The sequence below is a fragment of the Streptococcus sanguinis genome, assembly GCA_013378335.1.
GTDB classification, from domain to species: Bacteria; Bacillota; Bacilli; order Lactobacillales; family Streptococcaceae; genus Streptococcus; species Streptococcus sanguinis_I.
The window spans coordinates 1,211,904-1,237,713 of the sequence record CP040556.1 but is presented as its reverse complement, the minus strand read 5'-3'; the positions used below and the strand labels follow the sequence as shown (position 1 = coordinate 1,237,713).

Here is a 25,810-nt window from a genome sequence, read left to right as displayed (position 1 = left end):
TTCTAAGGGCTTTTCTTTTTGTAAAGTCGTATAATAGAGGTAAGAACAGTTGTGAGGTGCTCCCTATGTTTCACAAAGAAAAATCTGATTATAATCGCTGCCAATATGGCTTCTATACGATAGACGAATTGGTCCCAGAAGATCACTTTCTTCGCCAATTGGAAGCGGAGGTTGATTTTGACTTTATCTATGACTTGGTTGAAGAAACCTATAGCCCAGATCAGGGTCGTCCCAGTCTAGATCCCGTCATGTTGGTCAAAATTCCTTTGATTCAATGTTTTTATGGCATTCGCTCCATGCGCCAAACCATTAAAGACATAGAAGTAAACGTAGCTTATCGTTGGTTTCTTGGACTAAGCTTGGATGACAAGGTGCCTCATTTTACCACATATGGAAAGAATTACAGCCGTCGTTTTCAAGATAAAGCACTGATTACTGAGATATTTTCACACGTACTCCATCAAGCTTTATGTGCTGGTTTGATTGATCCTTCTGAGATATTTGTGGATGGAACCCATATTAAAGCGGCAGCCAACAGCCACAAGTATCATAAGGAAATGGTTGCCCAACAAGCTACATTTATGAGTGAGCAATTGGAAGTTGAGATTGATTTAGATAGGAGAAAACACGAAAAAAAGCCCTTAAAGCCCGCAAAAGAAAGCGAGGCTAAGGAAAAGAAAATCTCAAGGACAGATCCTGAGAGTGGTTGGTTCCACAAGGGGGAACACAAGGAAGTCTTTGCCTATTCTGCCCAAGTAGCGTGTGATAAGCATGGTTGGGCCTTGGCTTATACGGTTGAAGCAGGAAATGTTCATGATAGTCAGGCTTTCCCTGCCCTTTTTGCCAAGATTGAGCCTTTTCATCCAACCTATCTCATCGCAGATGCAGGTTATAAAACCCCAAGTATTGCAAAATTTTTGTTAGACAGAGAGATTACCCCTGTCTTCCCTTATACCCGCCCCAAGGGTGTAAAAGGGAACTTAAGGCCCAATGATTTTGTTTATGATTCCTATTATGACTGTTACCTCTGTCCAGAGAACCAAGTGTTAACCTATCGCACGACGACCCGAGCAGGCTACCGTGAGTATAAGAGTGATTCAACAGTATGTGTCGCCTGTCCCCTATTATCTGTTTGTACCCAGAGCCAGAATCAGCAGAAAGTCATCACAAGACATGTATGGAAAGATGCGCTTGAATGTTGTGAAGAGATTCGACACCAAAGAGGGATGAAGGAGCTCTATAAGAAGCGCAAAGAAACCATTGAGCGGCTCTTTGGGACAGCTAAAGAATACCACAACCTCCGTTATACAAGAGAGAAAGGCAAGTCCAAGATGGAAGATAAGGTTGGGCTTACTTTGGCGTGTTTGAATCTCAAAAAACTAGTAAAAATGAGGGTGGGGAAGCCTTTTTATTTTGTTCAAATGACCATTATGCTATCAAAAGATGAAATCAAAAGATGAAATTTTAGCCTGACAAACAGAAAAAGACAAACACTATTTGGAATGTTTGTCTACGGTCTGAATTCATCACGATAGTGATGGATTTTTTTGTTGAGTGTCAACGGTAGAACATGATTTATAATTAAGTACAGAAACAAAGCAATTTGGTAGCTTCTGTTAACCTTTGTTAAGGTATATACCGTCTTTTAGTTCCAGATTATATTCTTGGAGAATAGCTAGTGAATATATAGCGTAGAAGCTCATTCTGCTATTTTTTGATGTGTGGTAAAAAAATATAAGTATTTTATAAGAAAGATTTAAGAAAAATTTTAACTTTTTCTTATTCCTTTTTAATTTTATGATTTTATACTAGAGTCATAAAAAATCTAAGGAGGATCCTATGAGATTCAATTCAAATCAAAAATATACTCGTTGGTCAATTCGTCGCTTAAGCGTTGGTGTAGCTTCTGTTGCAGTTGCCAGTGGTTTTTTTGTCCTAGTCGGTCAGCCAAGCTCTGTACATGCAGATGAAGTCAATTTAACACCAGCACAAGTTGTACCAAATCCTTCATCGGTAACAGAAAAAAGTGAGTTACCAGAAAATGTTCTTAAAGAAGCTGTGGATACGGCTCTTCCAGAAAATCAGACGATTCCAAGTTCAAAGGAAGCGGTCGATGAAACTAATTCCTCAGAGAAGACTAGTACTGATTCTAAAGATGACGTTGCAAAACCGAAAGAAGAACAGGATACACCAAAGGTCAATTATCCAGCAGAAGAACAAAGCAAACCAGAGGTAGCTCCTGCGACAGTTGGTAGCCAAGATCGTGAAGCTCCTACTCCTCAATCAGTAACAACTCCAGAGGAAGTTAAAAAAGGAGTTTCTGAGAATACGAAGGACACAGTAGATGTTCCAGCCAGCTATCTTGAAAAAGCGAATGTTCCAGGTCCATTCTTGGCCGGAGTTAACCAAGTCATTCCGTATGAAGCTTTCGGTGGTGATGGTATGTTGACGCGTCTCTTGCTCAAATCTTCTGACAAGGCGCCATGGTCCGACAATGGCACAGCGAATAACCCAGCCCTCTTACCACTTGAAGGCTTGGCCAAAGGTCAATACTTCTATGAAGTGGATTTGAATGGCAACACGACAGGCAAAGAAGGTCAAGCCCTTCTCGACCAACTTCGTGCTAATGGCACTCAAGCTTACCAAGCTACTGTCAAAGTCTATGGTGCCAAAGATGGCAAACCGGACTTGACAAATCTTATCACGACAAAAAATGTAACAGTGAAGTTGAACGGCTCTGTTTCAAAAGACGCAGTTAAAGACTCTGTTGCTAACAACATCAAAAATAGCATTGATGTTCCAGCCAGTTATCTTGAAAAAGCAAATGTTCCAGGTCCATTCTTGGCCGGAGTTAACCAAGTCATTCCGTATGAAGCTTTCGGTGGTGACGGTATGTTGACGCGTCTCTTGCTCAAATCTTCTGACAAGGCACCATGGTCCGATAATGGCACAGCGAATAACCCAGCCCTCTTACCACTTGAAGGCTTGGCCAAAGGTCAATACTTCTATGAAGTGGATTTGAATGGCAACACGACAGGCAAAGAAGGTCAAGCCCTTCTCGACCAACTTCGTGCTAATGGCACTCAAGCTTACCAAGCTACTGTCAAAGTCTATGGTGCCAAAGATGGCAAACCAGATTTGACAAATCTTATCGCAACTCGTCAAGTAACGATTCAGCTTCGTGGAAAAGAAGTGGCGACAACACCTTCTCAACAAGGTCAGATGAATACGAAGCCTTCTGTAACAGATTCTATTGGTAAAGTTAAGGATATGGCGATAGAAGAGCAACATATGTCAGATATGAAGGTTGATCATCCAACTTCTAGCTCAATGGCTGATACAGCGAAAAAGTTTGATAAATCTACGCTACCAAAAACTGGTGAAGCTCAAACAGCCACAGCTACCATTAGTTTCTTTGGACTAACCTTGGCAGGTCTTCTTGGATTTCTAGGTTTGAAATCTAAACATGAAGATTAAGATTCAAATCATTTAAAAATTAGTAAAAATAGTGTTATACTAAAGCCAGTATAACACTGTTTTTATCAGGAGAGTGTCAAATGGGAAAGACAATTTTACTTGTTGATGATGAGATGGATATCCTAGATATCCAAAAACGTTATCTATTGCAGGCTGGTTACCAAGTTTTAGTCGCTCATGATGGATTTGAAGGTTTAGAACTTTTCAGAAAAAAATCCGTTGATCTAATCATCACAGATATCATGATGCCAAATATGGATGGTTATGATTTTATCAGTGAGGTTCAGTATTTAGCTCCTGATCAACCTTTTCTTTTTACAACCGCTAAGACCAGCGAGCAGGACAGGATTTATGGTTTGAGCTTGGGAGCAGATGATTTTCTTGCAAAGCCCTTTAGCCCTCGAGAGTTAGTTTTAAGAGTCAATAACATCTTGCGTCGTCTTCAGCGTAGGGGAGAGACAGAACAAATTGAGCTCGGTGATTTAGTGATGAATCATGTGACTCATGAGGTTCGTATTGGAGATCAATTTCTAGAATTAACAGTGAAATCCTTTGAACTCCTCTGGATATTAGCCAGTAATCCTGAGAGAGTGTTCTCAAAGACAGAACTTTATGAGAAGGTGTGGCAGGAAGACTATGTAGATGATACCAACACACTCAATGTTCATATCCATGCACTCAGACAAGAATTGACCAAGCATGCTAGAGGGAACACTCCTGCCATCAAAACGGTCTGGGGGCTAGGGTATAAGATGGAAAGACCATGAGGTGGAAAATGAAGTTAAAAAGTTACATCCTAGTGGGGTATCTGATTTCTACCCTATTAACAATCTTAGTTGTATTTTGGGCAGTGCAGCGGATGTTAATCGCGCAAAGTGAGATTTATTTCTTGGTGGGAGTGACTTTGGTTGCTAGCTTTATTGGAGCAGCAGTTAGTCTCTTTCTATTATCGCCAGTCTTTTCTTCCCTGCGACATCTAAAAAAACAAGCCCAGGATATAGCCGGTAAGGATTTTGGGACAGAGATTGAAGCCAAGGGACCTATTGAATTTCAGGAGTTAGGTCAAGCTTTTAATGATATGTCTCATAATTTACAAGAAACCTTTGCATCCCTTGATGATAGTGAGCAGGAAAAGAGGATGATGATTGCCCAGCTTTCTCATGATATTAAAACACCCATTACTTCTATACAAGCGACTGTAGAGGGAATTATAGATGGAGTTATCAAGGAAGAGGAGCAGGTTCATTATTTAACGACCATTGGTCGTCAGACAGAACGTTTGAATAAACTAGTAGAGGAGTTGGATGTTCTGACTCTTAATGCTCAACCTCGAGCAGATTCAGATAACGAAGTCGAAATCATCTTTTTAGACCAGTTATTGATTGAGGCCATGAGTGAATTTCAACTATTGATAGAACGAGAAGAGCGAGACATTTACATTCAAGTATCTCCTGAATCTGCGAAAATAAAGAGCCATTGTGACAAGCTTTCCCGTATCTTAGTCAACTTACTGAACAATGCCTTTAAATACTCGGATCCTGGGACCAAAGTCGAGGTTGTGGCGCAATTAACAGAGCAGTACTTGACAATCAGTGTGAAGGATGAAGGACAGGGCATCGCTCCTGAGGAGCTGGATAAGATTTTTAAACGCCTTTACCGTGTGGAAACCTCTCGGAATATGAAGACGGGTGGCCATGGTTTAGGACTTGCCATTGCTCAAGAACTGACTCATCAGTTAGGTGGAGAAATTACAGTTGAAAGTCAATATGGACTAGGAAGCACATTTACATTTCGTTTAAACTTGAAATAAATCCATAGTAAATTGTATGAGCTTTTAAATCTTGATATGGGAAAGATAACATCAAATTCAAGTTTTTTCAAATCTTTCTCTCTATTTTTAAGGGGATTTTTATTTTATACTAGATTCAGAAATTGATAGAGAGGTTTTTGAAATGGCAACAAGTTTTTTGTTCTTTATTTCAGTTTTTCTGGCGGGAATTCTATCTTTTTTCTCGCCCTGTATTTTACCGCTTATGCCGGTCTATGTGGGGATTCTGCTGGATTCGGATCAGCCGAAAACGGTTCGGTTTATGGGAAGGGATTTTTCTTGGTACGGTCTAGTTAAGACGCTCAGCTTTATAGCTGGCTTATCAACTGTATTCTTGGTTTTAGGTTATGGAGCTGGTGCTTTGGGGCAAGTCCTCTATGCCCTTGGTTTCGCTATGTTCTGGGCGGTATTGTCATTCTACTGGGAATCCACCAGATGGGAATCATTAATATCCAGCAACTGCAAAAGCAAAAGAGCATCCAACTTAAAAAGAACAGTAAAAGAAGTGATTTTCTTAACGCTTTTCTCTTGGGTATCACCTTTAGCTTTGGTTGGACGCCCTGTGTGGGACCTGTTCTGAGTTCTGTTTTAGCAATTGCAGCTTCAGGAGGCAACGGCGCTCTTCAGGGAGGCTTGCTTATGTTGGTTTATACACTTGGATTAGCCCTTCCTTTTCTAGCCATGGCTTTGGCTTCTGGCTGGGTATTACAGCGCTTTGCGAAACTCAAACCTTATATGGGAACGCTTAAGAAAATCGGCGGTGCACTCATTATTCTCATGGGAATTTTGCTAATGCTTGGAAATCTAAACGTTTTAGCATCATTATTTGGATAAAAATTATATAATTAAAGGAGAAACATCATGAAAAAAATCACTACACTTACAATCGCTGCACTTAGTATCTTTGTCCTAGCTGCCTGCTCTAATCAAAAATCCGATTCTGATATGAAGAAAATGGATGACAGCAGCATGATGAAGAAGGATGATATGAAAAAAGACGACATGAAGAAAGAGGATATGAAAGACTCTAGCATGTCTGATGATAAAATGAAAAAGGATGATATGAAGGACTCTTCTATGATGTCCGACAGTAAGTCTGACATGAAAGATGATATGAAATCAAGCGATTCAAGCATGAAGGATGAAATGAAAGATTCATCCGAAATGTCATCTGACAAATAAGAATTCCACCATAGGAAAGAAAGTCGTCAGTTTTGTCGGCTTTCTCCTTATTTTGAAAGGAAAGAAAACGATGAAGAAGATATCGATATTGACTGTCAGTCTGCTTTGTGTCGGCTTTTTGGGAGCCTGTTCAAATCAGAAGATGAACTCGGAAGTTTCTAAAAGTGATAAAAGCAATATGCAAACAAAAGCTGATTCTGAGCAATCTACCAAGATGGCCAAGGACTTTAGTCTTCAAGGAGTAGACGGCAAGACCTACAAGCTGTCTGATTTCAAAGGCAAGAAAGTATATCTAAAGTTTTGGGCTTCTTGGTGCTCTATCTGTCTATCCACTCTTGGAGATACCAATGATTTGGCTAAGGAGCAGTCAGGAAAAGATTATGTTGTCCTGTCAGTGGTGTCTCCGACTTTTAATGGAGAAAAGTCTGCAGATGATTTCAAGGAATGGTACAAATCTTTGGATTATAAAGACTTCCCAGTTCTCATGGACACCAAGGGAGAATTGCTGAAAGAATACGGTATTCGCTCTTATCCATCTGCTCTTTTTATTGGCAGCGATGGTTCTCTTGCCAAGACACATATTGGCTACATGAGCAAGGAAGATATTGAGAAAACACTAAAGGAAATCAAGTAGAAAGGAGCAATAAACATGGAAGGAAAATGGAAAATTCTTCTGGTTATGCTTGGCTTGCTTGTCTGCTTTGGACTGGTCTATGTGATTGCGGGAAATGGTAAGCAATCATCTCCTGAACAGATTAAGAAAGCCTCTATGAGTAAGACAGAAGCTGTATCCCAACAAAAGCAAGAAGATGTCAAGGAAGAGGACAAGCGGGAGATTTATCTTGCCGGTGGCTGTTTCTGGGGGGTAGAAGAATACTTTTCTCGCGTGCCAGGTGTACTTGATGCAGTATCAGGCTATGCAAATGGTAAGGGCGACATGACCAAGTATGAATTGGTCTCCCAAACTGGTCACGCTGAGACGGTTCACATCACTTACAATGCCAAGAAAATTTCGCTAAAAGAAATTCTGCTTCACTATTTCCGCATCATTGATCCAACTTCTAAAAACAAGCAGGGAAATGATCAGGGTACCCAGTATCGGACAGGCGTTTATTATACGGACGAAGCTGATCTTGATACTATTAATCAGGTCTTTGATGAGGTTGCTAAGAAATATGATAAGCCTTTAGCTGTTGAAAAAGAACCTCTGAAAAACTTTATCAAGGCAGAAGATTATCATCAGGATTACCTAAAAAAGAATCCTAATGGATATTGCCATATTGATGTCAATCAAGCTGCTTACCCAGTTATCGAAGCTAGTCGCTATCCTAAGCCTAGCGATGAAGAGATTAAGGCTAAGCTCTCGCCAGAAGAATACGCTGTCACACAAAAGAATGACACAGAGCGAGCTTTTTCTAATCGATATTGGGATAAGTTCGATGCTGGTATCTATGTGGATGTGGTGACAGGAGAACCTCTCTTTTCATCAAAGGATAAGTTTGACTCAGGCTGCGGTTGGCCCAGTTTCACCCGTCCTATTAGTCCAGATGTTGCGACTTATAAAGAAGATAAGAGTTTCAATATGACTCGAACGGAAGTTCGCAGTCGGGTTGGAAATTCCCATCTGGGGCATGTTTTCACAGACGGACCTAAGGACAAGGGAGGTTTGCGCTATTGTATCAATAGTCTGTCAATTAAGTTCATTCCAAAAGCTGAGATGGAGGAGAAGGGCTACGGTTATCTTTTGGATTATGTTTAAGAGCATTTTGATTGAAAATTTGCTATAATAAATCCAGTATAAATAAGGAGTTGAATCTTGTGTATTCAATTATGATTGTAGAGGATGAGTATCTGGTAAGACAGGGGATTGCGTCCTTGGTAAACTATGAACAGTTTGGTATGCAAGTCATTGCCCAGGCTGAAAATGGAATAGAAGCTTGGCAGAAATTTCAGAAAAATCCTGCTGACATTTTGCTGACCGATATCAATATGCCACAGATGAACGGTCTCGAACTGGCCAAGCTAGTCAGAGACCAGGCTCCTAAGTGCCATATCGTTTTTCTGACGGGATATGATGATTTTGACTATGCTCGGACGGCCATTAAGCTAGGTGCAGATGACTATCTGCTAAAGCCCTTTTCCAAGGATGATGTTGAGGAAATGTTGGCCAAGCTGCGGACCAAGCTCGATAAAGAACGTAAAAAAGCCCAGATTCAAAACTTGGTTGATCAGGGGCAACGCTCTGAGTTGGAAGAGGCTATTCACGAGCGTCTAGCTGATTCAGAATTAAGTCTGAAAAGTTTGGCTTTCCAATTAGGGTTTAGTCCGTCCTATCTTAGCGTTCTTATCAAAAAAGAATTAGGCTTGCCCTTTCAGGATTATCTGATCCAAGAGCGGATGAAAAAAGCAAAACTCTTACTCTTAACTACAGATTTGAAGATTTATGAAATAGCAGAGCAGGTAGGTTTTGACGATATGAACTATTTTTCTCAGCGCTTCAAGCAGGTGGTTGGGCTGACACCCCGGCAGTTTAAAAAAGGAGAGGAGAAATGAAACGGTATCCGCTTCTTATCCAGTTGATTGTCTATATTTTTCTGCTGGTTCTTTTACTCTTGGGGGTGTTGGAGTCTTTACTATCAGACTAGCTCGGGGACTATTCGGCAGCTGACAGAGCGGACGACTCGCAATAGTATGGAGCAAAGCGGGCAGTTCATTGCTTCCTATTTGCAGAAATTAAAGCAAACCACCTCCGCACTAAGCAAGGAAGAAACGATTCGGAAGTTTGCTCAGAATCAAGAAAGCAGCGAAACGTCAGTTCAGTCTTTGATGAAAACCATCATTGAGACAGATCCGGATTTAGTGTCGGCAGTATTGGTTACCAAGGACGGGCGCGTGGTATCGACAGATACTCAAATCAGCATGCAGACATCTTCTGATATGATGAATGAAAAATGGTATCAGGAAGCTGTTCATACCAAAGCCATGCCTGTCTTGACTCCTGCTCGCAAAGAGTCCCTGTCATCTGAGAAGGAGAAGTGGGTTGTTTCCGTCACTCAGGAAGTAGTGGATGAAGCAGGGCAGAATCTCGGTGTTGTACGTTTGGATATCGGCTATAACAGTCTCAAAGCCTATCTGGATCGGCTTCAGCTAGGGAAGAAAGGATTTAGTTTTATTGTTAATAGCCAGCATGAATTTGTCTATCATCCTAAGAAAAGTGTTTATTCATCCAGTCAGGAAATGAAAGCTATGCAGCCCTATATCTCGGTCAAGGAGGGTTACGCAGACCAGAGACAGGCTTTTGTCTACCAGATTGATATCGCGGACAGCGACTGGACTTTAATTGGCGTCGCCTCATTAGAGCAATTGCAGATGCTTCAGTCACAGATGCTTTATTCTTTTGTGGGAATGGGCGTTTTAGCACTCATGCTGTGCTTGACTGGTATTTGGTTTGTTCTACGTTTGTGGATTAAACCTCTGCAGAATCTACAGGCTGTCATTCTAAAGATTGGGGCAGGTGATTCAAATCTGCGAGCGGAAGCAAAGGGTTCTCCAGAGTTGGTTGACTTGGCTCAGCAGTTCAATAAAATGCTGGATCAGATTGAACAGCTGATGGAAGCTGTCAAGACTGAAGAACAAAATGTCCGACGCTATGAGCTCCGAGCTCTCTCAGCTCAAATCAACCCCCATTTCCTTTATAACACCTTAGATACGATTGTCTGGATGGCTGAGTTTAATGACAGCAAGCGTGTTGTTGAGGTAACAAAATCACTCGCTCAGTATTTCCGTTTGGCGCTTAATCAAGGGCACGAACAGATTTCTCTTAGAGATGAGATTGATCACGTTCGTCAGTATCTCTTTATCCAGAAGCAGCGCTATGGTGACAAGCTCCAATATGAGATTGAAGAGGATGAATCTATAGCTGATTATAAACTGCCCAAGCTGGTACTTCAGCCTTTGGTTGAAAATGCTATCTATCATGGCATCAAGGAAATTGACAGACAGGGCATGATTCGTGTGACATCGGCAGCAGAAGAGGGAAGGCTGACATTATCTATCTATGATAACGGCCGAGGCTTTGATGTCAACGCCTCTATGGATGCGACCCTCCTTCGTTTAGGTGGTGTCGGTCTGAAAAATGTCGATCAACGTTTAAGATTGCAGTTCGGAGACGACTACCATATGGAAATCCAGTCCGAACCAGATAAATTTACCCAGATTAGTCTTTATTTGCCGCTAGTTACAGATGATTAGGTCTATTAAGTTTTAAAATATTCAAGCCGGTAGGATTTCCTCCGGCTTTTTACTGTTTGAAAAAATGCACTGGTTTTGCTGTTCATAAAGCAAAATTTTCTCTTTTCTAGTCTCATGAGTTTGCATGAAAATTACCGTAGCGGATTTGTGAAAAATCTATAAGATTCAATTATAATGATAAGTGAATGTATATTCTACGTAAGTAGTTAGAGGAGAGAAAATGGAATCACCTTTATTTTTTGTTTCAGTTTTTTTAGCGGGTATTTTGTCCTTCTTTTCCCCTTGTATTTTTCCCTTATTGCCGGTTTATATTGGTATTTTATTGGATGACAAGGAGGTCAAGACCCTGAAAATATTTGGCCGGGAGCTTGCTTGGCAAGGCATGGTTAGAACACTGTTTTTCATTGCGGGCATCTCAACGGTCTTCTTTTTGCTAGGCTTTGGAGCAGGCTTTCTAGGAACAATTATTTACAGTACTACCTTTCGTTATGTGATGGGCGGTCTCATCATTCTGCTAGGTCTGCACCAGATGGAGCTTATTAATATTCGCCAGTTACAGATTCAAAAGAGTTTGACTTTCAAAAAGAATGGTCAGAAACATCATTTTTGGTCTGCATTCTTATTAGGTATTACCTTTAGCTTTGGCTGGACTCCTTGCATTGGTCCGATTCTCAGCTCAGTCTTGGCCTTAGCAGCTTCGGGTGGGAATGGTGCATTCCAGGGAGCCATTCTGACCTTGATTTACACCTTAGGAATGGCCCTGCCTTTCCTAATCTTGGCTTTGGCATCTAGCTTTGTTATGCAGTATTTTAATAAAATCAAGCCTTATATGAGTCTGATGAAGAAAATTGGCGGAGCCCTGATTATTCTGATGGGAATTCTGCTGATGCTAGGACAGCTCAACGCCCTGTCTGGACTTTTTGGGTAAAAGGAGAAAGAAATATGAAAAAAATCGTTACATTATTAGCAACTGTGTCAGCTGTAGCCTTTTTGGCAGCCTGCTCGGAGCAGGAGGATAAGCCTATGACTATGCCCACAACCAGCAGCTCGTCTAGTGAAACCACTCAGACAAGTACAGTCGCCCAAGCAGCTGTCGGTCAAGAGGCGCCAGACTTTACTCTGCAGTCTATGGATGGAAAAACAGTCAAACTTTCTGACTATAAAGGCAAGAAAGTTTATCTAAAATTCTGGGCTTCTTGGTGTGGACCTTGTAAGAAGAGTATGCCAGAATTGGTCGAATTGGCTGGTAAAACAGATCGTGATTTTGAAATCTTGACAGTTGTAGCACCAGGTCTCCAAGGAGAGAAGTCAGTCGAGGAATTTCCAAAATGGTATCAAGAACAAGGTTATAAAGATGTACCAGTTCTATTTGATACTTCAGGAGAAATTTTCCAAGCCTATCAGATCCGCAGTATCCCGACTGAAATCCTTATTGACGGTCAAGGGAAAATCGGTAAAATCCAGTTTGGGGCTATCAGTAATGCTGATGCAGAAGCAGCTTTCAAAGAAATGAAATAAAGCAAAAAAGAGGCTGGGACAAAAGTCCTAGCCTCTCAATTGTCTTTGGATTGTCGAGCAAGACGCAGTGGTTGAGTGGGCTCTACTACGCTGATTTCATCAGCTTTTACAGCCCTACTCAACTGTGCGGAGGTGGGACGACGAAATCGAATTCTAACGAATTCCCGATTTCTGTCCCACTCTCTTTTTAGTTTGTAATGTGATTAAACGCTAGCACCTGATGTCGCGTCAGCTCCTTCGCCTCCAGCATCAGAAGCACCAGAAGTAGCATCTGCGTCTCCATGGCCTCCAGCAGCAGGAGCGAATGGTCCGCTGCCTCCAACCAAACGTTGACCAGTTTCTTTTAAGTACCAGTCGAGCCATGGTTGGAAATTAAAGACGATTTCATTGATACCTGCGTATGATCCGTCAGGATAGTACATAGCTTGGTAGTTGTGGGTATTGATAACGCCTGCAGGTGAACCTGGGACGATTGTACGTACGTATTCTTGGTTTCCGTTGCGAAGTGTTCCGATAACCCACTCTACATTTTTCATCCGAGCTGGTGGGAGAGAACCATGAACGGTTGACATGCGGCTACCTGATTGAGGTGGCACGCGTTTGGCAAACATGGTGTCTGGGTCTTGGTGGGCGTTGTTGTAGTAGAGGAATTGGTTGTTATCGTCAGCGTATGTCAATTCAAACGGCATAGCTTTCAAGAACATATCAATTTGATTAACGGTCAAGATACCATGGTCAAGTTTGACATAAGTATCGCCTGAAACAGCGCCAGTGATTTCAGCGACTTTTTCCACCCATTCTGGATCATCTGGATCAACTTCTGTAATTGTCGTAGCGATTGGCTTTCCGCAGTCTAAGTCTTCAGGTTCAATTGGTTTTGGTTTTTTCAATTTTGAAACGACCTCTACATATTTGATAAAGTTATCTAAGCATGTTTCAAGGAAATTCACAGTTCCTTCGTTGGTGATATTACCATCATTGTCAAAAGCTTCCTTGGCTTTGCCCAGCAAGAACTCATTGCCTGGAAGGGTATAAGCATTGACGCCAGGAGCATCTAGGATTTTACGCAGGTGAACTTGAGCACGAGATGTTCCTTGGTCGTAGTAAGAAGCACCGACAATCATGACAGGCTTGCTTTCGAAAGGATGAACCTCGTAGGAGAGCCATTCTAAGACACTCTTCAAAGGAGCGCTGATAGTATGATTGTGCTCAGGGGTTGCGATGATGACACCATCTGCACGTGTGATTTTGTTATACAAATAACGCAATTGGAAGCTTTCATCCCATTTTTCATCTTGGTTAAACATTGGGACTTCATCGATTTCTAAGACTTCCAATTCAAATTTAATTTTGAACTGACGGCGGATGAATTCCAATAATTTTCGGTTATATGATTGTTCGTAGTTTGATCCTACAATTCCAACAAATTTCATTCTTTCAGTCTCCTATCTTACAATTTTTCCCAGTTAAATTCTTCAGCATCTTTGCGAAGCAATTCTTGTGCGTTGCGCAATTTTTCGGTGATTTTGACAAAGATACGGAAGTCATCAAAGATAGCATCCAATTTTTTGACAACATCAAGATCTACCAAGTCTCCGCTTTGGTCAAAAGCTTGAAGAGAATGTGAAAGCAAGAACTCATCTGGAAGAACAGTTGCCTTGATTTCTGGAGCGTTCAAAATTTGACGGAGCTGCAATTGGGCACGAGAGGAGCCAAGTGTACCATAAGAAGCACCAGTGATCATGACAGGTTTGTTCAGCAGTGGATAAATTCCGTAAGAAAGCCAAGCCAGAGCATTCATGAGCACAGCTGGGATAGAATGGTCGTATTCAGGTGTGCCAATAAGTACGCCATCCGCAGCATCGATTTTTTCGGCAATTTCTGATACCAATTCAGGTACGTTTCTATCAGCAGGTTTATTAAACATAGGGATATCTTTAATCTCAACCAGCTCGATTTCAGCCTTGTCAGCGAAGTGCTTAGACATATATTGAAGAAGTTGCCGGTTTGTAGAACGGTTAGAATTTGTTCCAACAATTGCAATAAGTTTTAACATAGAATTTCCTTTCTGAAATTAAGATACAGTGCCCTCATGTGTGCATTTATTTTTCTTTAAGCAAGTAAAACCTAGAAGAAAGAGAGGGCGTTTTTTTAATGAGCATGTTTATAAAAGATAGGGCGATAGAGGTACCGCTTGGTGTGGCAACAAAGTTATCACTTTTGAAAATTAAGAAGCAGGAATTATCTGCTCTAAAAGGCCTGAGCTACAGAAGAGCTGACTATCCTGGGTGATAATCAATGCTTCAATCCCTGTTTGATGTTCAATCTGAGACAGAATTGATGTCGGACTTTCACCAAATAGGCGAGTCGTCCAGATTTCACCATCTACCGACTTGTCTGAAACAATGGTCAGACTAGCCAATTGATTTTCGATAGGATAACCTGTTTTGCGATTCAGAATGTGATGGTAGTTTTGCCCATCCACTGTAAGGGTTCGCTCGTAGATTCCTGATGTGACCACTGACTGATTGGTGACAGCTAAGATAGCTGAGTGCTTGCCGCGAGGCTGCTTGGGATTTTGGATGCCAATTCGCCAGGCGCGCTGGCTGACTGCATTTTTCCCAATCGTCAGAACATTGCCACCGAGATTGATAAGAGCAGAAGTCACTCCCTGACTCAGAAAATAGTCCTTAATTTTATCAGCGATATATCCTTTAGCCAAGGCGCCTAAATCCAGCTTCATGCCTTTCTTAGCCAAAAAGACACTATGGTCTTCTGGGTTCAGCTCAAGCAAATTTGGGTCGGTTAAGCTCAGAGCTTGCTGAATCTCCTCCGTACTTGGGAGATGAGCGTCTGAAAATCCTATCCGCCAGGTCTGGACTAGAGGGCCAATCGTGATATTTAAGTGGCTGCCTTCTGCTAGGCTGTGATATTTTCCCAGCTCAATCAGCTCAAAAAGCTCTGGATGAACTGAGACACTTTTAAATCCTGCCAAATGGTTGATAGTCATGAGTTCAGAGTCTTCATCATTGGCACTGAAGCGATTTTTATAGAGATGAAGCAGTTGGACCGCCTCATCTAAGAGTATTTCCGCCCGCTCATGATAGAGAGAGATACAAATTGTACTTCCCATCAAATGAAGCGAGCGAGAAGCGAAGTCCACATTATCACAACCTTTCTAAAATTAACCTCTCTGACCTTATTATATCAAAAAGATACCGGTTTCACAATCTTAAATTTGTTATATTTTCAGAAAATAAAACTTTGGAAAAAAGTAGTTTTTATGAAGCATTTAGACTGCAGTGGTACAGCTTTTTAGGGAGTCTAAGAATTTTTGAAAATTTCGAGCAAATTTCTTGTAAACGCTCACAGGAGATGATATACTTGTCTAGTAAATTATAAATTAAGGTAGGACTATTCTTATGAGTAAAATCGTTGTAGTTGGTGCAAACCACGCAGGTACAGCGTGTATTAATACAATGTTGGATAATTATGGTGCAGAAAATGAAGTAGTTATTTTTGACCAAAACTCAAACATTTCATTCTTGGCATGCGGAATGGCCCTTTGGATTGGACAGCAAATCAGCAAGCCAGATGGACTTTTTTATGCAGACAAAGAAACTTTTGAAGCAAAAGGCGCAAAAGTTTATATGAATTCACCAGTTGAGTCAATTGATTATGATGCGAAAAAAGTTACAGCTATCGTTGATGGCAAAGAGCATGTAGAGTCTTATGACAAATTGATTTTAGCTACAGGTTCTCAGCCAATTCTTCCGCCAATCAAAGGTGCTGAGTTTGATCCTAACAGCCGCGAATTTAAATCAACCTTAGAAAATCTGCAATTCGTAAAATTGTATCAAAATGCTGCAGATGTTATCGAGAAATTGCAAGACAAGAGCAAACATATCGAACGTGTGGCAGTAGTAGGTGCTGGTTATATTGGGGTTGAGTTGGCAGAAGCCTTCAAACGTCTTGGTAAAGAAGTGATTCTGATTGATGTTGTGGATACTTGCTTGGCTGGTTACTATGACCACGACTTGTCTGATATGATGCGCCAAAACCTTGAAGACAACGGTGTTCAATTAGCCTTCGGTCAAACTGTTCAAGCTATTGAGGGTGAAAGCAAGGTAGAACGCATTGTAACAGATAAGGCTAGCTATGATGTTGACATGGTAGTGCTTGCTGTTGGTTTCCGTCCAAACACTGGTCTTGGTGCTGGCAAGTTGGAAACATTCCGCAATGGTGCTTTCTTGGTGGATAAGAAGCAAGAAACTAGCATCAATGATGTTTATGCAATCGGTGACTGTGCGACTGTCTACGATAATTCTATCAATGATACAAACTACATTGCCTTGGCTTCTAACGCCCTGCGCTCTGGTATCGTAGCAGCTCATAATGCTTGTGGTCATGAATTGGAATCTAACGGTGTTCAAGGTTCTAATGGTATCGAAATCTTTGGTCTGAAGATGGTTTCAACTGGTCTGACAGAAGAAAAAGCTAAACGCTTTGGTTACAGCCCAGCAGTAGTTGAGTTTAAAGATACTCAAAAAACCAACCTTCCTTGAAAAGGTTGAGCATCATGATGTTACAATTAAGATTGTCTATGATAAAGATACACGTGTAGTTCTTGGAGCTCAGATGGTTTCTAGAGAAGATATGTCTATGGGGATTCACATGTTCTCATTGGCCATTCAGGAAAAGGTTACAATTGATAAATTGGCCTTGCTGGATCTCTTCTTCCTGCCACACTTCAACAAACCATACAACTACATTACTCAAGCAGCTTTGCGCGCTAAATAAGAAAATAATTAAGTCTGGGACAATTCCCGGACTTTTTTGTGTAGAGTCTTTAAAAAGAAAGCTGAAATAAGAAATTTATATTTCATCTGTTTATCAGGCCTGCTTTGTGCTAGAATATTGGTAAAGTAACTATTTAGAGGAGATTGGGAATGGCAAAAGAGGTTAGCTCACGTGAGGACGACATCAAGAGAGAATTTAATTTCGCAACTCATTCGATTATTTCCCAGGTTTTGCGAGGTGTTTTAGTTGGGATGTTTGCTGGACTAGTAGTAGGCATTTTTCGCTTTTTGATTGAAAAAATCTTTCATTTAGTGCAGGATGTCTACCATAGGAGTCAGCAATCTTTGCTTTGGTTACTGGCCTTGGTATTGCTTTATTGTTTCATTGTCTTGCTCAATGCCCGCTTGGTAAAGTCGGAGAAAAATATCAAGGGGTCGGGGATTCCGCAGGTCGAAGCAGAGCTGAAAGGCCTGATGTCGCTTTCTTGGTGGAGTGTTCTCTGGAAGAAGTTTGTATTGGGGATTTTAGCCATTTCCAGCGGTCTGATGTTGGGTCGAGAAGGGCCAAGTATTCAGCTGGGTGGTATGAGTGGCAAAGGCATCTCTAAATTTCTGAATTTAAGTGCTGCTGAGGAGAGGGCGCTCATTGCTAGCGGTGCGGCAGCAGGCTTAGCAGCAGCTTTTAATGCACCAATCGCAGGTCTGCTATTCGTAGTAGAAGAAGTTTACCGTCATTTTTCACGTTTTTTCTGGGTTTCTACGCTGGCGGCTAGTTTAGTCGCTAACTTTGTCTCGCTCTCCATGTTTGGACTGACGCCAGTGCTGGATATGCCGGATAATATCCCAGTCATGAGGCTGGAGCAGTATTGGATCTACCTAGTCATGGGCTTGCTGCTGGGCTTGTCAGGCTTTATTTATGAGAAAGTTATTTTGAATATTCAGCTGGTTTATCAGTTTTTGGGCCGAATATTTGGGATGTCAGAAGCCTACTATCCTATTCTGGCCTTTGCCTTGATTCTTCCGATTGGTTATTTCTTACCACACTTGTTGGGCGGGGGCAATCAGTTGATTTTATCTTTGACTGCTGGTCATTACACTGTAGGAACCTTGCTCTTGTTTTTTGCTCTGCGTTTTGTCTGGAGTATGTTAAGTTACGGGAGTGGATTGCCGGGGGGGATTTTCCTGCCTATTCTAGCTCTGGGGTCATTGCTTGGCGGAGCAATGGGTGCAGTCTGTCTGCAGCTGGGTTTGATTTCTCAGGAGCAATTTCCAATTTTCATTATCCTAGGCATGAGTGGTTATTTTGGCGCCATTTCCAAGGCTCCGCTAACAGCCATGATTCTGGTCACAGAGATGGTTGGAGACATTAGTAATCTCATGCCGCTGGGACTGGTCACTCTGACAGCTTACATCATCATGGATTTGCTAAAAGGAGCGCCCGTCTATGAGGCCATGCTGGAAAAAATGTTGCCAGACAGTATCGAAGACAAGGGAGATACGACTTTAATTGAAATCCCTGTTTCTGAAAAGATTGCAGGTCGGCAAGTGCATGAGCTAAACTTACCAGATGGAGTTTTGATTACTATGAATATCCACAAGGGCAAGACTCAGACAGTCAATGGCAGCACGCGCCTCTATCTGGGAGATACGATTTATTTGGTCCTGAAAAAGACGGAGATTGGGAAAGTCAAAGAAGCACTGCTTTAGTGGTCTTAATATATAGTTTTTGATTAAATTGTCAGACAATTTCTTGAAATATGAGAAAAAAACTGGTATAATTTACAGGAAATAATCTCATATCAGAGAGAAAACAAAGGAGTCACCATGAAAAAACTTGGCATCGTCCTATTTTCAACGGCAATTTTACTGACTGGCTGTGCAGCCAACAATTCTACAAATAAGACTGGCTCAAGCAGTCAAACATCTAGCAGCCAAACGCATGTCAATCAGAAAGAATTGGACAAGGCGACAGCGGATTACAAAACCTTTGTCCAAGGACAAATCGATCAGCTCCTGACAGATACGGAGAAGTTTCGTGATACCCTTAAAGAAGGAAAGCTTGATGAGGCTAAAAAGCAATATCCGCTTATCCGGATGGCCTACGAGCGCTCGGAGCCGATTGCTGAGAGCTTTGGTGAATCAGATGTTAAAATTGACTTCCGCTTAGTCGACTATGTAGACGAAAACAAGACCGAAGAAGGCTGGTCTGGTTTCCACCGCATTGAAAAATCATGTGGGAGCAAAATACAACCAAGGGCACTGAAAGCTATGCCGATCAGCTGGTTAACGATATCAAGGAGCTAAAGGCTAAAATCGCAACGGTTGAAGTGACGCCAGATATGATGCTGACAGGCGCTGTTGACTTGCTCAATGAAGTGGCGACCAGCAAGATTACAGGCGAGGAAGAAGTATTCTCCCATACAGATCTCTATGATTTCCGAGCCAATATTGAAGGGGCAGAAAAGATTTTTGAGCTCTTCAAGCCATTGATTCAAGACAAGGACGAGAAGCTTGTCAAGACCTTGGAACTTGAGTTTAAGAACGTCAATAGTCTCCTAGATAAGCACATGACCGACTCTGAAAACTACAAGCTCTATACAGAATTGACAAAAGAAGACACCAAGGAGCTGGCGGAAGCTGTAACAAAACTGGGTGAGCCTCTTTCACAAATGGGAGTCATTCTAGACGGGGAATAAAGATATGACAAACGACGAAAAATGGTTTAATAAAAAGATGGATCGTCGTGAATTTCTTAAAAAAGCAGGGATTGGAGGCGCTGGTCTTGCACTGGGTGTCTCTGGTGCATCTGCTTTTTTCGCTAATCAGGCGAAGGAAGATAAGAAATTCGCTGACGGTGAGGAAGAAATCAGCTTCTATGGAGAGCATCAGGCGGGTATTACAACTCCCATGCAGAAAAATATCTACTTTGTTATTCTGGATTTGCATACGACAGATAGGGAGACCATTATCCAGCTCTTCAAGGACTGGACAGCCTATAGCGAGAAGCTAGTCGATGGAGAATTAGTCAAAAAAGATAATTCAAATGCTCTTTTGCCGCCAACAGATACTGGAGAAACTGTCGGTCTCAACCCTTATCGACTGACCTTGACCTTTGGTGTCTCAGCCGATTTTCTGAAAAAAATGGGCTTGTCAGACAAACGACCTAAGGCTTTTCGGGATTTGCCGCCTTTTCCAAAGGAGCAACTCAAAGAAAAATATACGGGTGGCGATATTGTCATCCAAGCCTGCGCAGATGATGAGCAGGTAGCCTTTCATGCGGTCCGCAATCTGGTCCGCAAGGGCAGAAATGCCATCACCATGAAGTGGAGTCAGTCAGGCTTTGCAGCTATCGGAGACCGGATGTCAACGCCTCGTAATCTCTTTGGATTTAAGGACGGCACGGCCAATGTGACCAAGGAAAAAGACTTCGATAAGGTCATTTGGTGCGACAGCAAGGACTGGATGCAGGGTGGCTCTTACATGGCTGTCCGCCGAATCCAGATGTTCCTTGAGACCTGGGATCGGACCAATCTGCAGGAGCAAGAAAATACTTTTGGCCGCTACAAGGAAAGCGGAGCGCCTTTTGGCAAGAAAGACGAGTTTGACGAGGTTGACTTAGACTTGCTGCCAGAGGATTCACATGTCCGTCTGGCCAAGGAGGTTGATAAGCCTATATACCGCCGGTCTTACTCGTACTCGGATGGGATTGATGAAAGTACTGGTCAGTTTGACACTGGCTTGCTCTTTCTATCTTTCCAAAAAGATCCAGACAGCTTTGTCAAAGTTCAGACCAATCTAGGCGCTCAAGATAAGATGAATGAGTACGTCACACATGTCGGCAGTGGCTTGTTTGCTTGCTTTGGTGGAGTGAAAAAAGGAGAGTACCTTGGTCAAAAATTATTTGAATAAAAGCCTATTTGTCTTAGGTCTCTTGCTGATCTTTTTGGCTAAGCCAGTTTTAGCGGACGAGAACTACAGCAGTTTATTCGTCAAAATCACTGATGCCAGTACTGCAGTCAAGCAGAATGATCAGGAAAAAGCCAAGCAGCTAGTTGGAGAAATCAAGACTGACTTTGAAAAGGTGGCTAATCACGACTCTGCAGCGGGACAAGAGGTAAGCAAGGCACTAGACTTATCGGGTCAGGTGACGGAGGAGAAACTGACACAGATCTCTTCTGCCCTCTTGAAATTTGAGAAAGAGCAGAATCCAGTCGACTTAGAGGCCGAGAAAAAGAAGCTTCTCAGTAAGCTAGAGCCAAAATTTGAAAATCTACAAAAGGCTATTAGTGCTAAGGATTTAGAAGCGACTCGAGAAGCATACAAGAAGATGAATAGCACCTGGACCACCAATGAAAGCGTGGTCCGAGACAACAGCACAGCTCATTACGGCAAGGTAGAAACAGCTATTTCATTCCTGCGCAGCGCCATTGAGACGGAGCCTACTGACTTTGACATGATTCAGTCTTCATTTGATGATTTGAAAACTGCCATTGATAATTTTGTCAAAGGAGAAAAAATCCAAGAAACTGCTGGCAATCTGACTCTGAAAGATGGGATTAAGCTCCTAGAGGAGGCCTTGAGTCTCTTCGAAGCGGCGATGATAAAAAGGCCGCTGCCAAGATGAAAGAGTTCATTACTATTTGGCCAACTATTGAAGGAGATGTCAGTGTCAATAATCCGTCGCTTTATAACAAGGTCGAGAGTCAGACGCCTGTTATTATGGTCAAGGGTAGCGAAGAGAAGTATCAAAAGCAGCTAGAAACCTTGATTAGTGAGCTGTCACAGATTGATACGACAGCTTCCTATCATTTCTTTGATGCTATGCTGATTTTGCTGCGTGAGGGTGTAGAAGCGCTCTTGATCGTCATGGCTTTGGTAACGACTCTGAAAGCCTCCAAGATGAAAAAAGGACTCAAATGGGTCTATGCTGGCGCAGCGAGTGGAGTTCTAGCCAGTGCTGTGATTGCAGCTTTGCTGCAGTTTCTTTTCCCGGCAGTTGCTTCCGGATCCAATCGTGAGATTATCGAAGGTGCAGTGGGAATTTTTGCTGTCGCCATGATGATATTGGTTGGTATATGGCTGCACAGCAAGTCTTCTATTCAAAAATGGAATGCCTTCATGGAAATCAGATGAAGGCTGTAACAGCCACAGGCAGTTTTCTTTCCATGTTTGCTCTTAGTTTTCTGGCAGTTTTCCGTGAAGGGGCTGAGACCATCCTCTTTTATGCGGGAATTCTGCCGCGCATCACTATGACTGATTTCCTTTTGGGAATCGGCTTGGCTCTTCTGGTCTTGGTCTTGCTGGCCTTTATCATGAGCAAGGCGTCTGGTCTGCTCAAGCCACACAGTATTTTCTTCTGGCTGACCTGGCTAATCTATGCTCTGGCCTTTAAGATGCTGGGCGTCAGCATCCATGCCCTTCAGCTAACCAATATCCTACCGACTCACTTAATCAATGGCTTTGTGACTGTAGAATGGATGGGGATTTATCCAAGCCTAGAAGTGGTAGTTAGTCAGGCATTCTTTATCTTACTGATTGTCTATGTAAGCTGGAAAAATCAGAGAAGCGAGCAGCAGCATGGATAAAAAAGAACAGACTATTATTGAGCATTTGATTGAGTTCAGACGACGTTTTCTAGCAGTACTGGCTTGCTTTTTCCTGGTTTTTCTAGTCAGCTTGCTCTTTTCAGCCGATATTTATCGATGGCTAACCAGTAATTTTGAGCAGAAGCTGCTGGTGCTGGGTCCGGATGATATCCTTTGGATTTATATCAGTCTGGCTAGTCTGGTCGCTTTTTCCCTGACCTTGCCATTTTTAGTTTATCAGGTCTGGGAGTTTGTCCGACCGGCTTTGCGAGCCAATGAAGCGCGAGCCGTTTTCGCCTATATCCCGGCTACCTTTCTCTGTTTTGTGCTGGGGCTGGCTTTCGGTTTTTACTTTGTGACTCCGGCTATTTTACAGGTTTTGCTGTCGCTGGGGGAGGGGCTCTTTGAGACTCGGCTGACAGCACAGAATTATCTTAGTTTCGTCTTTCATACCACTATTCCGATTGCATGCCTTTTTGAGCTGCCGGTTCTTGTGTCCTTTCTGACTTCTATAGGTTTGCTCAATCCGAAATTTTTGGTAAAATATAGACGATACGCTTACTTCGTTTTGCTGGTTTTAGCTGTTGTCCTGACACCGGCTGACTTTATCAGTGACTTGACTATGACAGTACCTCTGATTTTGCTCTATGAAGTCAGCATCTTGCTCAGTCGCATCATTTATCAAAGAAAATCAACGAGGAGAAATTAATGGGACTTTTAAAAGACATCGGAGTACCTGGGGTAATCATTATTGTTCTGGGAGCCCTGCTCATTTTCGGACCAAAACGCCTGCCCGAACTGGGACAATCAATCGGTAAAATGTTTTCAGAATTCAAAAAAGCAGTCAATCATGCTGGAGAGGAAGACAAGACCGAGAATAAAAATGAAAAAGAGTAAACGAAAAACACGGATAGCCGTGTTTTTCTGCTAGAGTCAAGATGGCTTGTGAAAAGGGGGATAAATGAAAAAATTAGAAGAACGGATTCTCAGAGATGGACAAGTGTTAGGTGAAAATATCTTGAAAGTTGACTCTTTTCTGACCCATCAGGTTGATTTTTCATTGATGAAAGAAATTGGCCAAGTCTTTGCGGAGGCGGTAAAGGATGCAGGAATTACCAAGGTAGTGACTATTGAGGCTTCTGGTATTGCTCCAGCTGTCTACGTAGCAGAGGCTCTGGGGCTACCAATGATTTTCGCTAAGAAGGCCAAAAACATCACGATGACAGAAGGGATTTTGACGGTTGAAGTTTATTCTTTTACCAAGCAAGTGACTTCGACCGTTTCGATTGCTGGGAAATTTCTCAACTCTGACGATAAGGTGCTGATTATTGACGATTTTTTGGCTAATGGTCAGGCAGCCAAGGGCTTAATTACTATTATTGAGCAAGCAGGAGCTCAAGTTGAAGCGGTAGGCATTGTCATTGAAAAATCCTTTCAGGATGGCCGTCAACTTTTGGAAACTGCTGGTTATCGTGTTCTTTCTTTGGCGCGAATCGCAGGTTTTGAGAAAGGTCAGGTTGTCTTTACTGAGGCAGATATATGATTTCCTTTTCCTTTTGACTATCTGTCTGGCTTATAGTATAGTAAAGATAGTTGATATTCTAAAATCTAAGCTCATTGATTTTACTTGGGTAGAAAAAGTTTTTGAGGGATTTCTATGCACCAAACTCATAATTTACAGCAGCGGATGCGGCTCTTTATTTCTATTTTTTTGCCAATCTTGATCTACCAACTGGCCAATTTTTCAGCCTCATTTGTTGATACGACTATGACTGGTCAGTATGACACTCTCCATCTGGCTGGTGTTTCCATGGCAACTAGTCTTTGGATTCCATTTTTCGACCTGCTGATAGGGATTGTGTCGGCCTTGGTACCCATAATTGGGCATCATTTAGGACAAGGGAAAAAAGAAAAGATTGCTTCTGATTTTTATCAGTTTATTTATCTTTCTTTGGGGTTATCGCTAATTTTATTTGCCTTGGTATTTGTGGGCGCTCCTCTGGTTTTGTCTCACCTTGGCCTAGAGCCTTTAGTAGAAGAAGTGGCTAAGAACTATCTTTGGTATCTGGCGCTCGGCATTATTCCTCTTTTGCTCTTTAGCACCATCCGTTCTCTGTTTGATGCTCTAGGGTTGACCAAGCTTTCCATGTATCTCATGCTCTTACTTTTGCCTTTAAATGGCTCTTTCAATTATGCCCTAATCTACGGAGCATTTGGTTTCCCAGAAATGGGCGGAGCAGGAGCTGGACTTGGGACTTCTTTGGCTTATTGGGTTTTGCTCCTCATATCCTTGTTGGTAGCAGTCAAACATCCAAAAGTCCGAGTCTATGAGCTGTGGAAGATTCGACCGCTAGATAAAAAGGGCTTAATCGAAGGCATTCGGCTTGGTCTGCCTATCGGAGGAACGTTTTTTTGCTGAAGTCGTGATTTTCTCGGTTGTTGGCTTGATCATGGCTAAGTTTTCGTCACTAATCATTGCCAGCCATCAGGCGGCCATGAATTTTTCAAACTTAATGTATGCCTTTCCTATGAGTATTTCAACCTCAATGTCCATCATCGTTTCTTATGAAATTGGAGCCAACCGTCCTGATGATGTTAAAAAATTCTGTAAACTCGGGCGGCTGACGGCCTTGGGAATTGCTGGCTTCACCTTTCTCTTTCTCTATATCTTACGCGACCGAGTGGCTGCACTCTATGGTTCGGATACCGAGTTTATCCGTATGACATCTATTTTTCTGACCTACAGCCTTTTTTTCCAGTTGGCAGATACTTTTGCGGCTCCTTTGCAGGGCATTCTTCGGGGCTATAAGGATACTCAGGTGCCATTTTACTTAGGTTTGATTGCTTATTGGGGAATTTCGCTGCCTCTGGGGCTCTTCTTAGATCATTTTACCAGCTTGGCCCTTATGGATATTGGATTGGCCTCATTGCTAGTTTGGTGACGAGCGGTATTCTCTTTCAGTGGCGGCTTAATCGTTTGGCTAAAACTATCATAACTTAAAGAGCGCTGGCTTGTCCTTTTAGGATAACTCAGTGTTATTTTTTTCACAAACTTTTGTTAAAATTAGATTAAAACGGTAAAACGCTTACATGTTTTCTAGTATATTGATTGTGAAAATGATATAATAGTCATAAGATTATCAAGTCAAGTTTTTGTTAAAATAGGTTAA

General features: G+C 42.1%; 18 protein-coding genes and 7 pseudogenes. 21 read left to right on the top strand and 4 right to left on the bottom strand.

Annotation, left to right across the window (positions count from 1 at the left end; translation table 11 throughout):
• The first annotated feature begins 65 nt into the window (after positions 1-65).
• The 12 genes and pseudogenes from FFV08_06565 to FFV08_06510 all read left to right on the top strand — a co-directional run bounded on the left by FFV08_06565 (position 66) and on the right by FFV08_06510 (position 12,256).
• Complete coding sequence (locus tag FFV08_06565) at positions 66-1,460, top strand: IS1182 family transposase (GenBank protein QLB52310.1); 1,395 nt, start codon at positions 66-68, stop codon at positions 1,458-1,460.
• A gap of 379 nt (positions 1,461-1,839) precedes the next feature.
• The gene (locus tag FFV08_06560; protein QLB52309.1) at positions 1,840-3,477 is read left to right on the top strand and encodes a YSIRK-type signal peptide-containing protein; all 1,638 of its coding nucleotides are present in this window, start codon (positions 1,840-1,842) and stop codon (positions 3,475-3,477) included.
• Positions 3,478-3,557: 80 nt separating this feature from the next.
• Positions 3,558-4,244 carry a response regulator transcription factor gene (locus FFV08_06555; GenBank protein ID QLB52308.1) on the top strand — a complete coding sequence of 229 codons (687 nt, stop codon included), beginning with the start codon at positions 3,558-3,560 and terminating at the stop codon, positions 4,242-4,244.
• 8 nt (positions 4,245-4,252) lie between these two features.
• Positions 4,253-5,287 carry a HAMP domain-containing histidine kinase gene (locus tag FFV08_06550; protein ID QLB52307.1) on the top strand — a complete coding sequence of 345 codons (1,035 nt, stop codon included), beginning with the start codon at positions 4,253-4,255 and terminating at the stop codon, positions 5,285-5,287.
• 142 nt (positions 5,288-5,429) lie between these two features.
• A pseudogene (locus FFV08_06545) lies at positions 5,430-6,139 on the top strand (cytochrome c biogenesis protein CcdA).
• Between the two features lie 27 nt (positions 6,140-6,166).
• A complete protein-coding gene (locus FFV08_06540) occupies positions 6,167-6,487 on the top strand; it encodes a hypothetical protein (GenBank protein QLB52306.1) in 321 nt (106 codons plus the stop codon).
• Between the two features lie 70 nt (positions 6,488-6,557).
• Positions 6,558-7,121, top strand: coding sequence for a redoxin domain-containing protein (locus tag FFV08_06535; GenBank protein ID QLB52305.1), 564 nt, complete (start codon positions 6,558-6,560; stop codon positions 7,119-7,121).
• Between the two features lie 15 nt (positions 7,122-7,136).
• Positions 7,137-8,246, top strand: a complete 1,110-nt coding sequence (gene msrB / locus FFV08_06530; GenBank protein QLB52304.1) for a peptide-methionine (R)-S-oxide reductase MsrB — start codon at positions 7,137-7,139, stop codon at positions 8,244-8,246.
• A gap of 59 nt (positions 8,247-8,305) precedes the next feature.
• Positions 8,306-9,040 (top strand): response regulator, encoded by a 735-nt coding sequence (locus tag FFV08_06525; protein ID QLB52303.1) that lies wholly within the window; start codon positions 8,306-8,308, stop codon positions 9,038-9,040.
• A pseudogene (locus FFV08_06520) lies at positions 9,037-10,738 on the top strand (sensor histidine kinase). The gene FFV08_06525 and the pseudogene FFV08_06520 overlap by 4 nt, the downstream one beginning before the upstream one ends.
• 220 nt (positions 10,739-10,958) lie before the next feature.
• The gene (locus FFV08_06515) at positions 10,959-11,666 is read left to right on the top strand and encodes a cytochrome c biogenesis protein CcdA (protein QLB52302.1); all 708 of its coding nucleotides are present in this window, start codon (positions 10,959-10,961) and stop codon (positions 11,664-11,666) included.
• Between the two features lie 14 nt (positions 11,667-11,680).
• Complete coding sequence (locus FFV08_06510) at positions 11,681-12,256, top strand: redoxin domain-containing protein (GenBank protein ID QLB52301.1); 576 nt, start codon at positions 11,681-11,683, stop codon at positions 12,254-12,256.
• A gap of 118 nt (positions 12,257-12,374) precedes the next feature.
• Here FFV08_06510 and FFV08_06505 read toward each other — a convergent pair.
• The 4 genes and pseudogenes from FFV08_06505 to FFV08_06490 all read right to left on the bottom strand — a co-directional run bounded on the left by FFV08_06505 (position 12,375) and on the right by FFV08_06490 (position 15,419).
• A pseudogene (locus tag FFV08_06505) lies at positions 12,375-12,458 on the bottom strand (NUDIX hydrolase).
• A 1-nt stretch (position 12,459) separates the two neighbouring features.
• On the bottom strand, positions 12,460-13,689 hold the full coding sequence (locus FFV08_06500; protein ID QLB52300.1) for an NADPH-dependent FMN reductase: 1,230 nt from the start codon (positions 13,687-13,689) through the stop codon (positions 12,460-12,462).
• Positions 13,690-13,706: 17 nt separating this feature from the next.
• Entirely contained in the window at positions 13,707-14,312 is a 606-nt protein-coding gene (locus FFV08_06495) for an NAD(P)H-dependent oxidoreductase (protein QLB52299.1), read from the bottom strand.
• A 171-nt stretch (positions 14,313-14,483) separates the two neighbouring features.
• Positions 14,484-15,419 carry an FAD:protein FMN transferase gene (locus tag FFV08_06490; protein QLB52298.1) on the bottom strand — a complete coding sequence of 312 codons (936 nt, stop codon included), beginning with the start codon at positions 15,417-15,419 and terminating at the stop codon, positions 14,484-14,486.
• A 259-nt stretch (positions 15,420-15,678) separates the two neighbouring features.
• On the opposite strand from FFV08_06490, the pseudogene FFV08_06485 reads away from it, so the two are divergent.
• The 9 genes and pseudogenes from FFV08_06485 to FFV08_06445 all read left to right on the top strand — a co-directional run bounded on the left by FFV08_06485 (position 15,679) and on the right by FFV08_06445 (position 25,641).
• Positions 15,679-17,056: pseudogene (locus tag FFV08_06485) on the top strand (NADH oxidase).
• 149 nt (positions 17,057-17,205) lie between these two features.
• Positions 17,206-18,762 carry a ClC family H(+)/Cl(-) exchange transporter gene (locus tag FFV08_06480; protein ID QLB52297.1) on the top strand — a complete coding sequence of 519 codons (1,557 nt, stop codon included), beginning with the start codon at positions 17,206-17,208 and terminating at the stop codon, positions 18,760-18,762.
• A gap of 117 nt (positions 18,763-18,879) precedes the next feature.
• Positions 18,880-19,751 (top strand): annotated as a pseudogene (locus FFV08_06475) (EfeM/EfeO family lipoprotein).
• A gap of 4 nt (positions 19,752-19,755) precedes the next feature.
• Complete coding sequence (gene efeB, locus FFV08_06470; protein QLB52296.1) at positions 19,756-20,964, top strand: deferrochelatase/peroxidase EfeB; 1,209 nt, start codon at positions 19,756-19,758, stop codon at positions 20,962-20,964.
• Positions 20,942-22,640: pseudogene (locus FFV08_06465) on the top strand (FTR1 family iron permease). Before efeB ends, FFV08_06465 begins: the two are co-directional and overlap by 23 nt.
• The gene (tatC, locus tag FFV08_06460) at positions 22,633-23,349 is read left to right on the top strand and encodes a twin-arginine translocase subunit TatC (protein QLB52295.1); all 717 of its coding nucleotides are present in this window, start codon (positions 22,633-22,635) and stop codon (positions 23,347-23,349) included. Before FFV08_06465 ends, tatC begins: the two are co-directional and overlap by 8 nt.
• Positions 23,349-23,537 (top strand): twin-arginine translocase TatA/TatE family subunit, encoded by a 189-nt coding sequence (locus FFV08_06455; GenBank protein QLB52294.1) that lies wholly within the window; start codon positions 23,349-23,351, stop codon positions 23,535-23,537. The genes tatC and FFV08_06455 overlap by 1 nt, the downstream gene beginning before the upstream one ends.
• A 64-nt stretch (positions 23,538-23,601) precedes the next feature.
• Positions 23,602-24,183 (top strand): xanthine phosphoribosyltransferase, encoded by a 582-nt coding sequence (locus FFV08_06450; protein QLB52293.1) that lies wholly within the window; start codon positions 23,602-23,604, stop codon positions 24,181-24,183.
• Positions 24,184-24,297: 114 nt separating this feature from the next.
• Positions 24,298-25,641: pseudogene (locus FFV08_06445) on the top strand (MATE family efflux transporter).
• Positions 25,642-25,810 lie beyond the last annotated feature (169 nt).

What these genes read in the sequence shown, in the direction of transcription:
- FFV08_06565 (QLB52310.1), top strand. Translation starts at nt 66, where the DNA reads ATGTTTCACAAAGAAAAATCTGATTATAATCGCTGCCAATATGGCTTC.
- FFV08_06560 (QLB52309.1), top strand. Translation starts at nt 1,840, where the DNA reads ATGAGATTCAATTCAAATCAAAAATATACTCGTTGGTCAATTCGTCGC.
- FFV08_06555 (QLB52308.1), top strand. Translation starts at nt 3,558, where the DNA reads ATGGGAAAGACAATTTTACTTGTTGATGATGAGATGGATATCCTAGAT.
- FFV08_06550 (QLB52307.1), top strand. Translation starts at nt 4,253, where the DNA reads ATGAAGTTAAAAAGTTACATCCTAGTGGGGTATCTGATTTCTACCCTA.
- FFV08_06540 (QLB52306.1), top strand. Translation starts at nt 6,167, where the DNA reads ATGAAAAAAATCACTACACTTACAATCGCTGCACTTAGTATCTTTGTC.
- FFV08_06535 (QLB52305.1), top strand. Translation starts at nt 6,558, where the DNA reads ATGAAGAAGATATCGATATTGACTGTCAGTCTGCTTTGTGTCGGCTTT.
- msrB (QLB52304.1), top strand. Translation starts at nt 7,137, where the DNA reads ATGGAAGGAAAATGGAAAATTCTTCTGGTTATGCTTGGCTTGCTTGTC.
- FFV08_06515 (QLB52302.1), top strand. Translation starts at nt 10,959, where the DNA reads ATGGAATCACCTTTATTTTTTGTTTCAGTTTTTTTAGCGGGTATTTTG.
- FFV08_06510 (QLB52301.1), top strand. Translation starts at nt 11,681, where the DNA reads ATGAAAAAAATCGTTACATTATTAGCAACTGTGTCAGCTGTAGCCTTT.
- FFV08_06500 (QLB52300.1), bottom strand. Translation starts at nt 13,689, where the DNA reads ATGAAATTTGTTGGAATTGTAGGATCAAACTACGAACAATCATATAAC.
- FFV08_06495 (QLB52299.1), bottom strand. Translation starts at nt 14,312, where the DNA reads ATGTTAAAACTTATTGCAATTGTTGGAACAAATTCTAACCGTTCTACA.
- FFV08_06480 (QLB52297.1), top strand. Translation starts at nt 17,206, where the DNA reads ATGGCAAAAGAGGTTAGCTCACGTGAGGACGACATCAAGAGAGAATTT.
- efeB (QLB52296.1), top strand. Translation starts at nt 19,756, where the DNA reads ATGACAAACGACGAAAAATGGTTTAATAAAAAGATGGATCGTCGTGAA.
- tatC (QLB52295.1), top strand. Translation starts at nt 22,633, where the DNA reads ATGGATAAAAAAGAACAGACTATTATTGAGCATTTGATTGAGTTCAGA.
- FFV08_06455 (QLB52294.1), top strand. Translation starts at nt 23,349, where the DNA reads ATGGGACTTTTAAAAGACATCGGAGTACCTGGGGTAATCATTATTGTT.
- FFV08_06450 (QLB52293.1), top strand. Translation starts at nt 23,602, where the DNA reads ATGAAAAAATTAGAAGAACGGATTCTCAGAGATGGACAAGTGTTAGGT.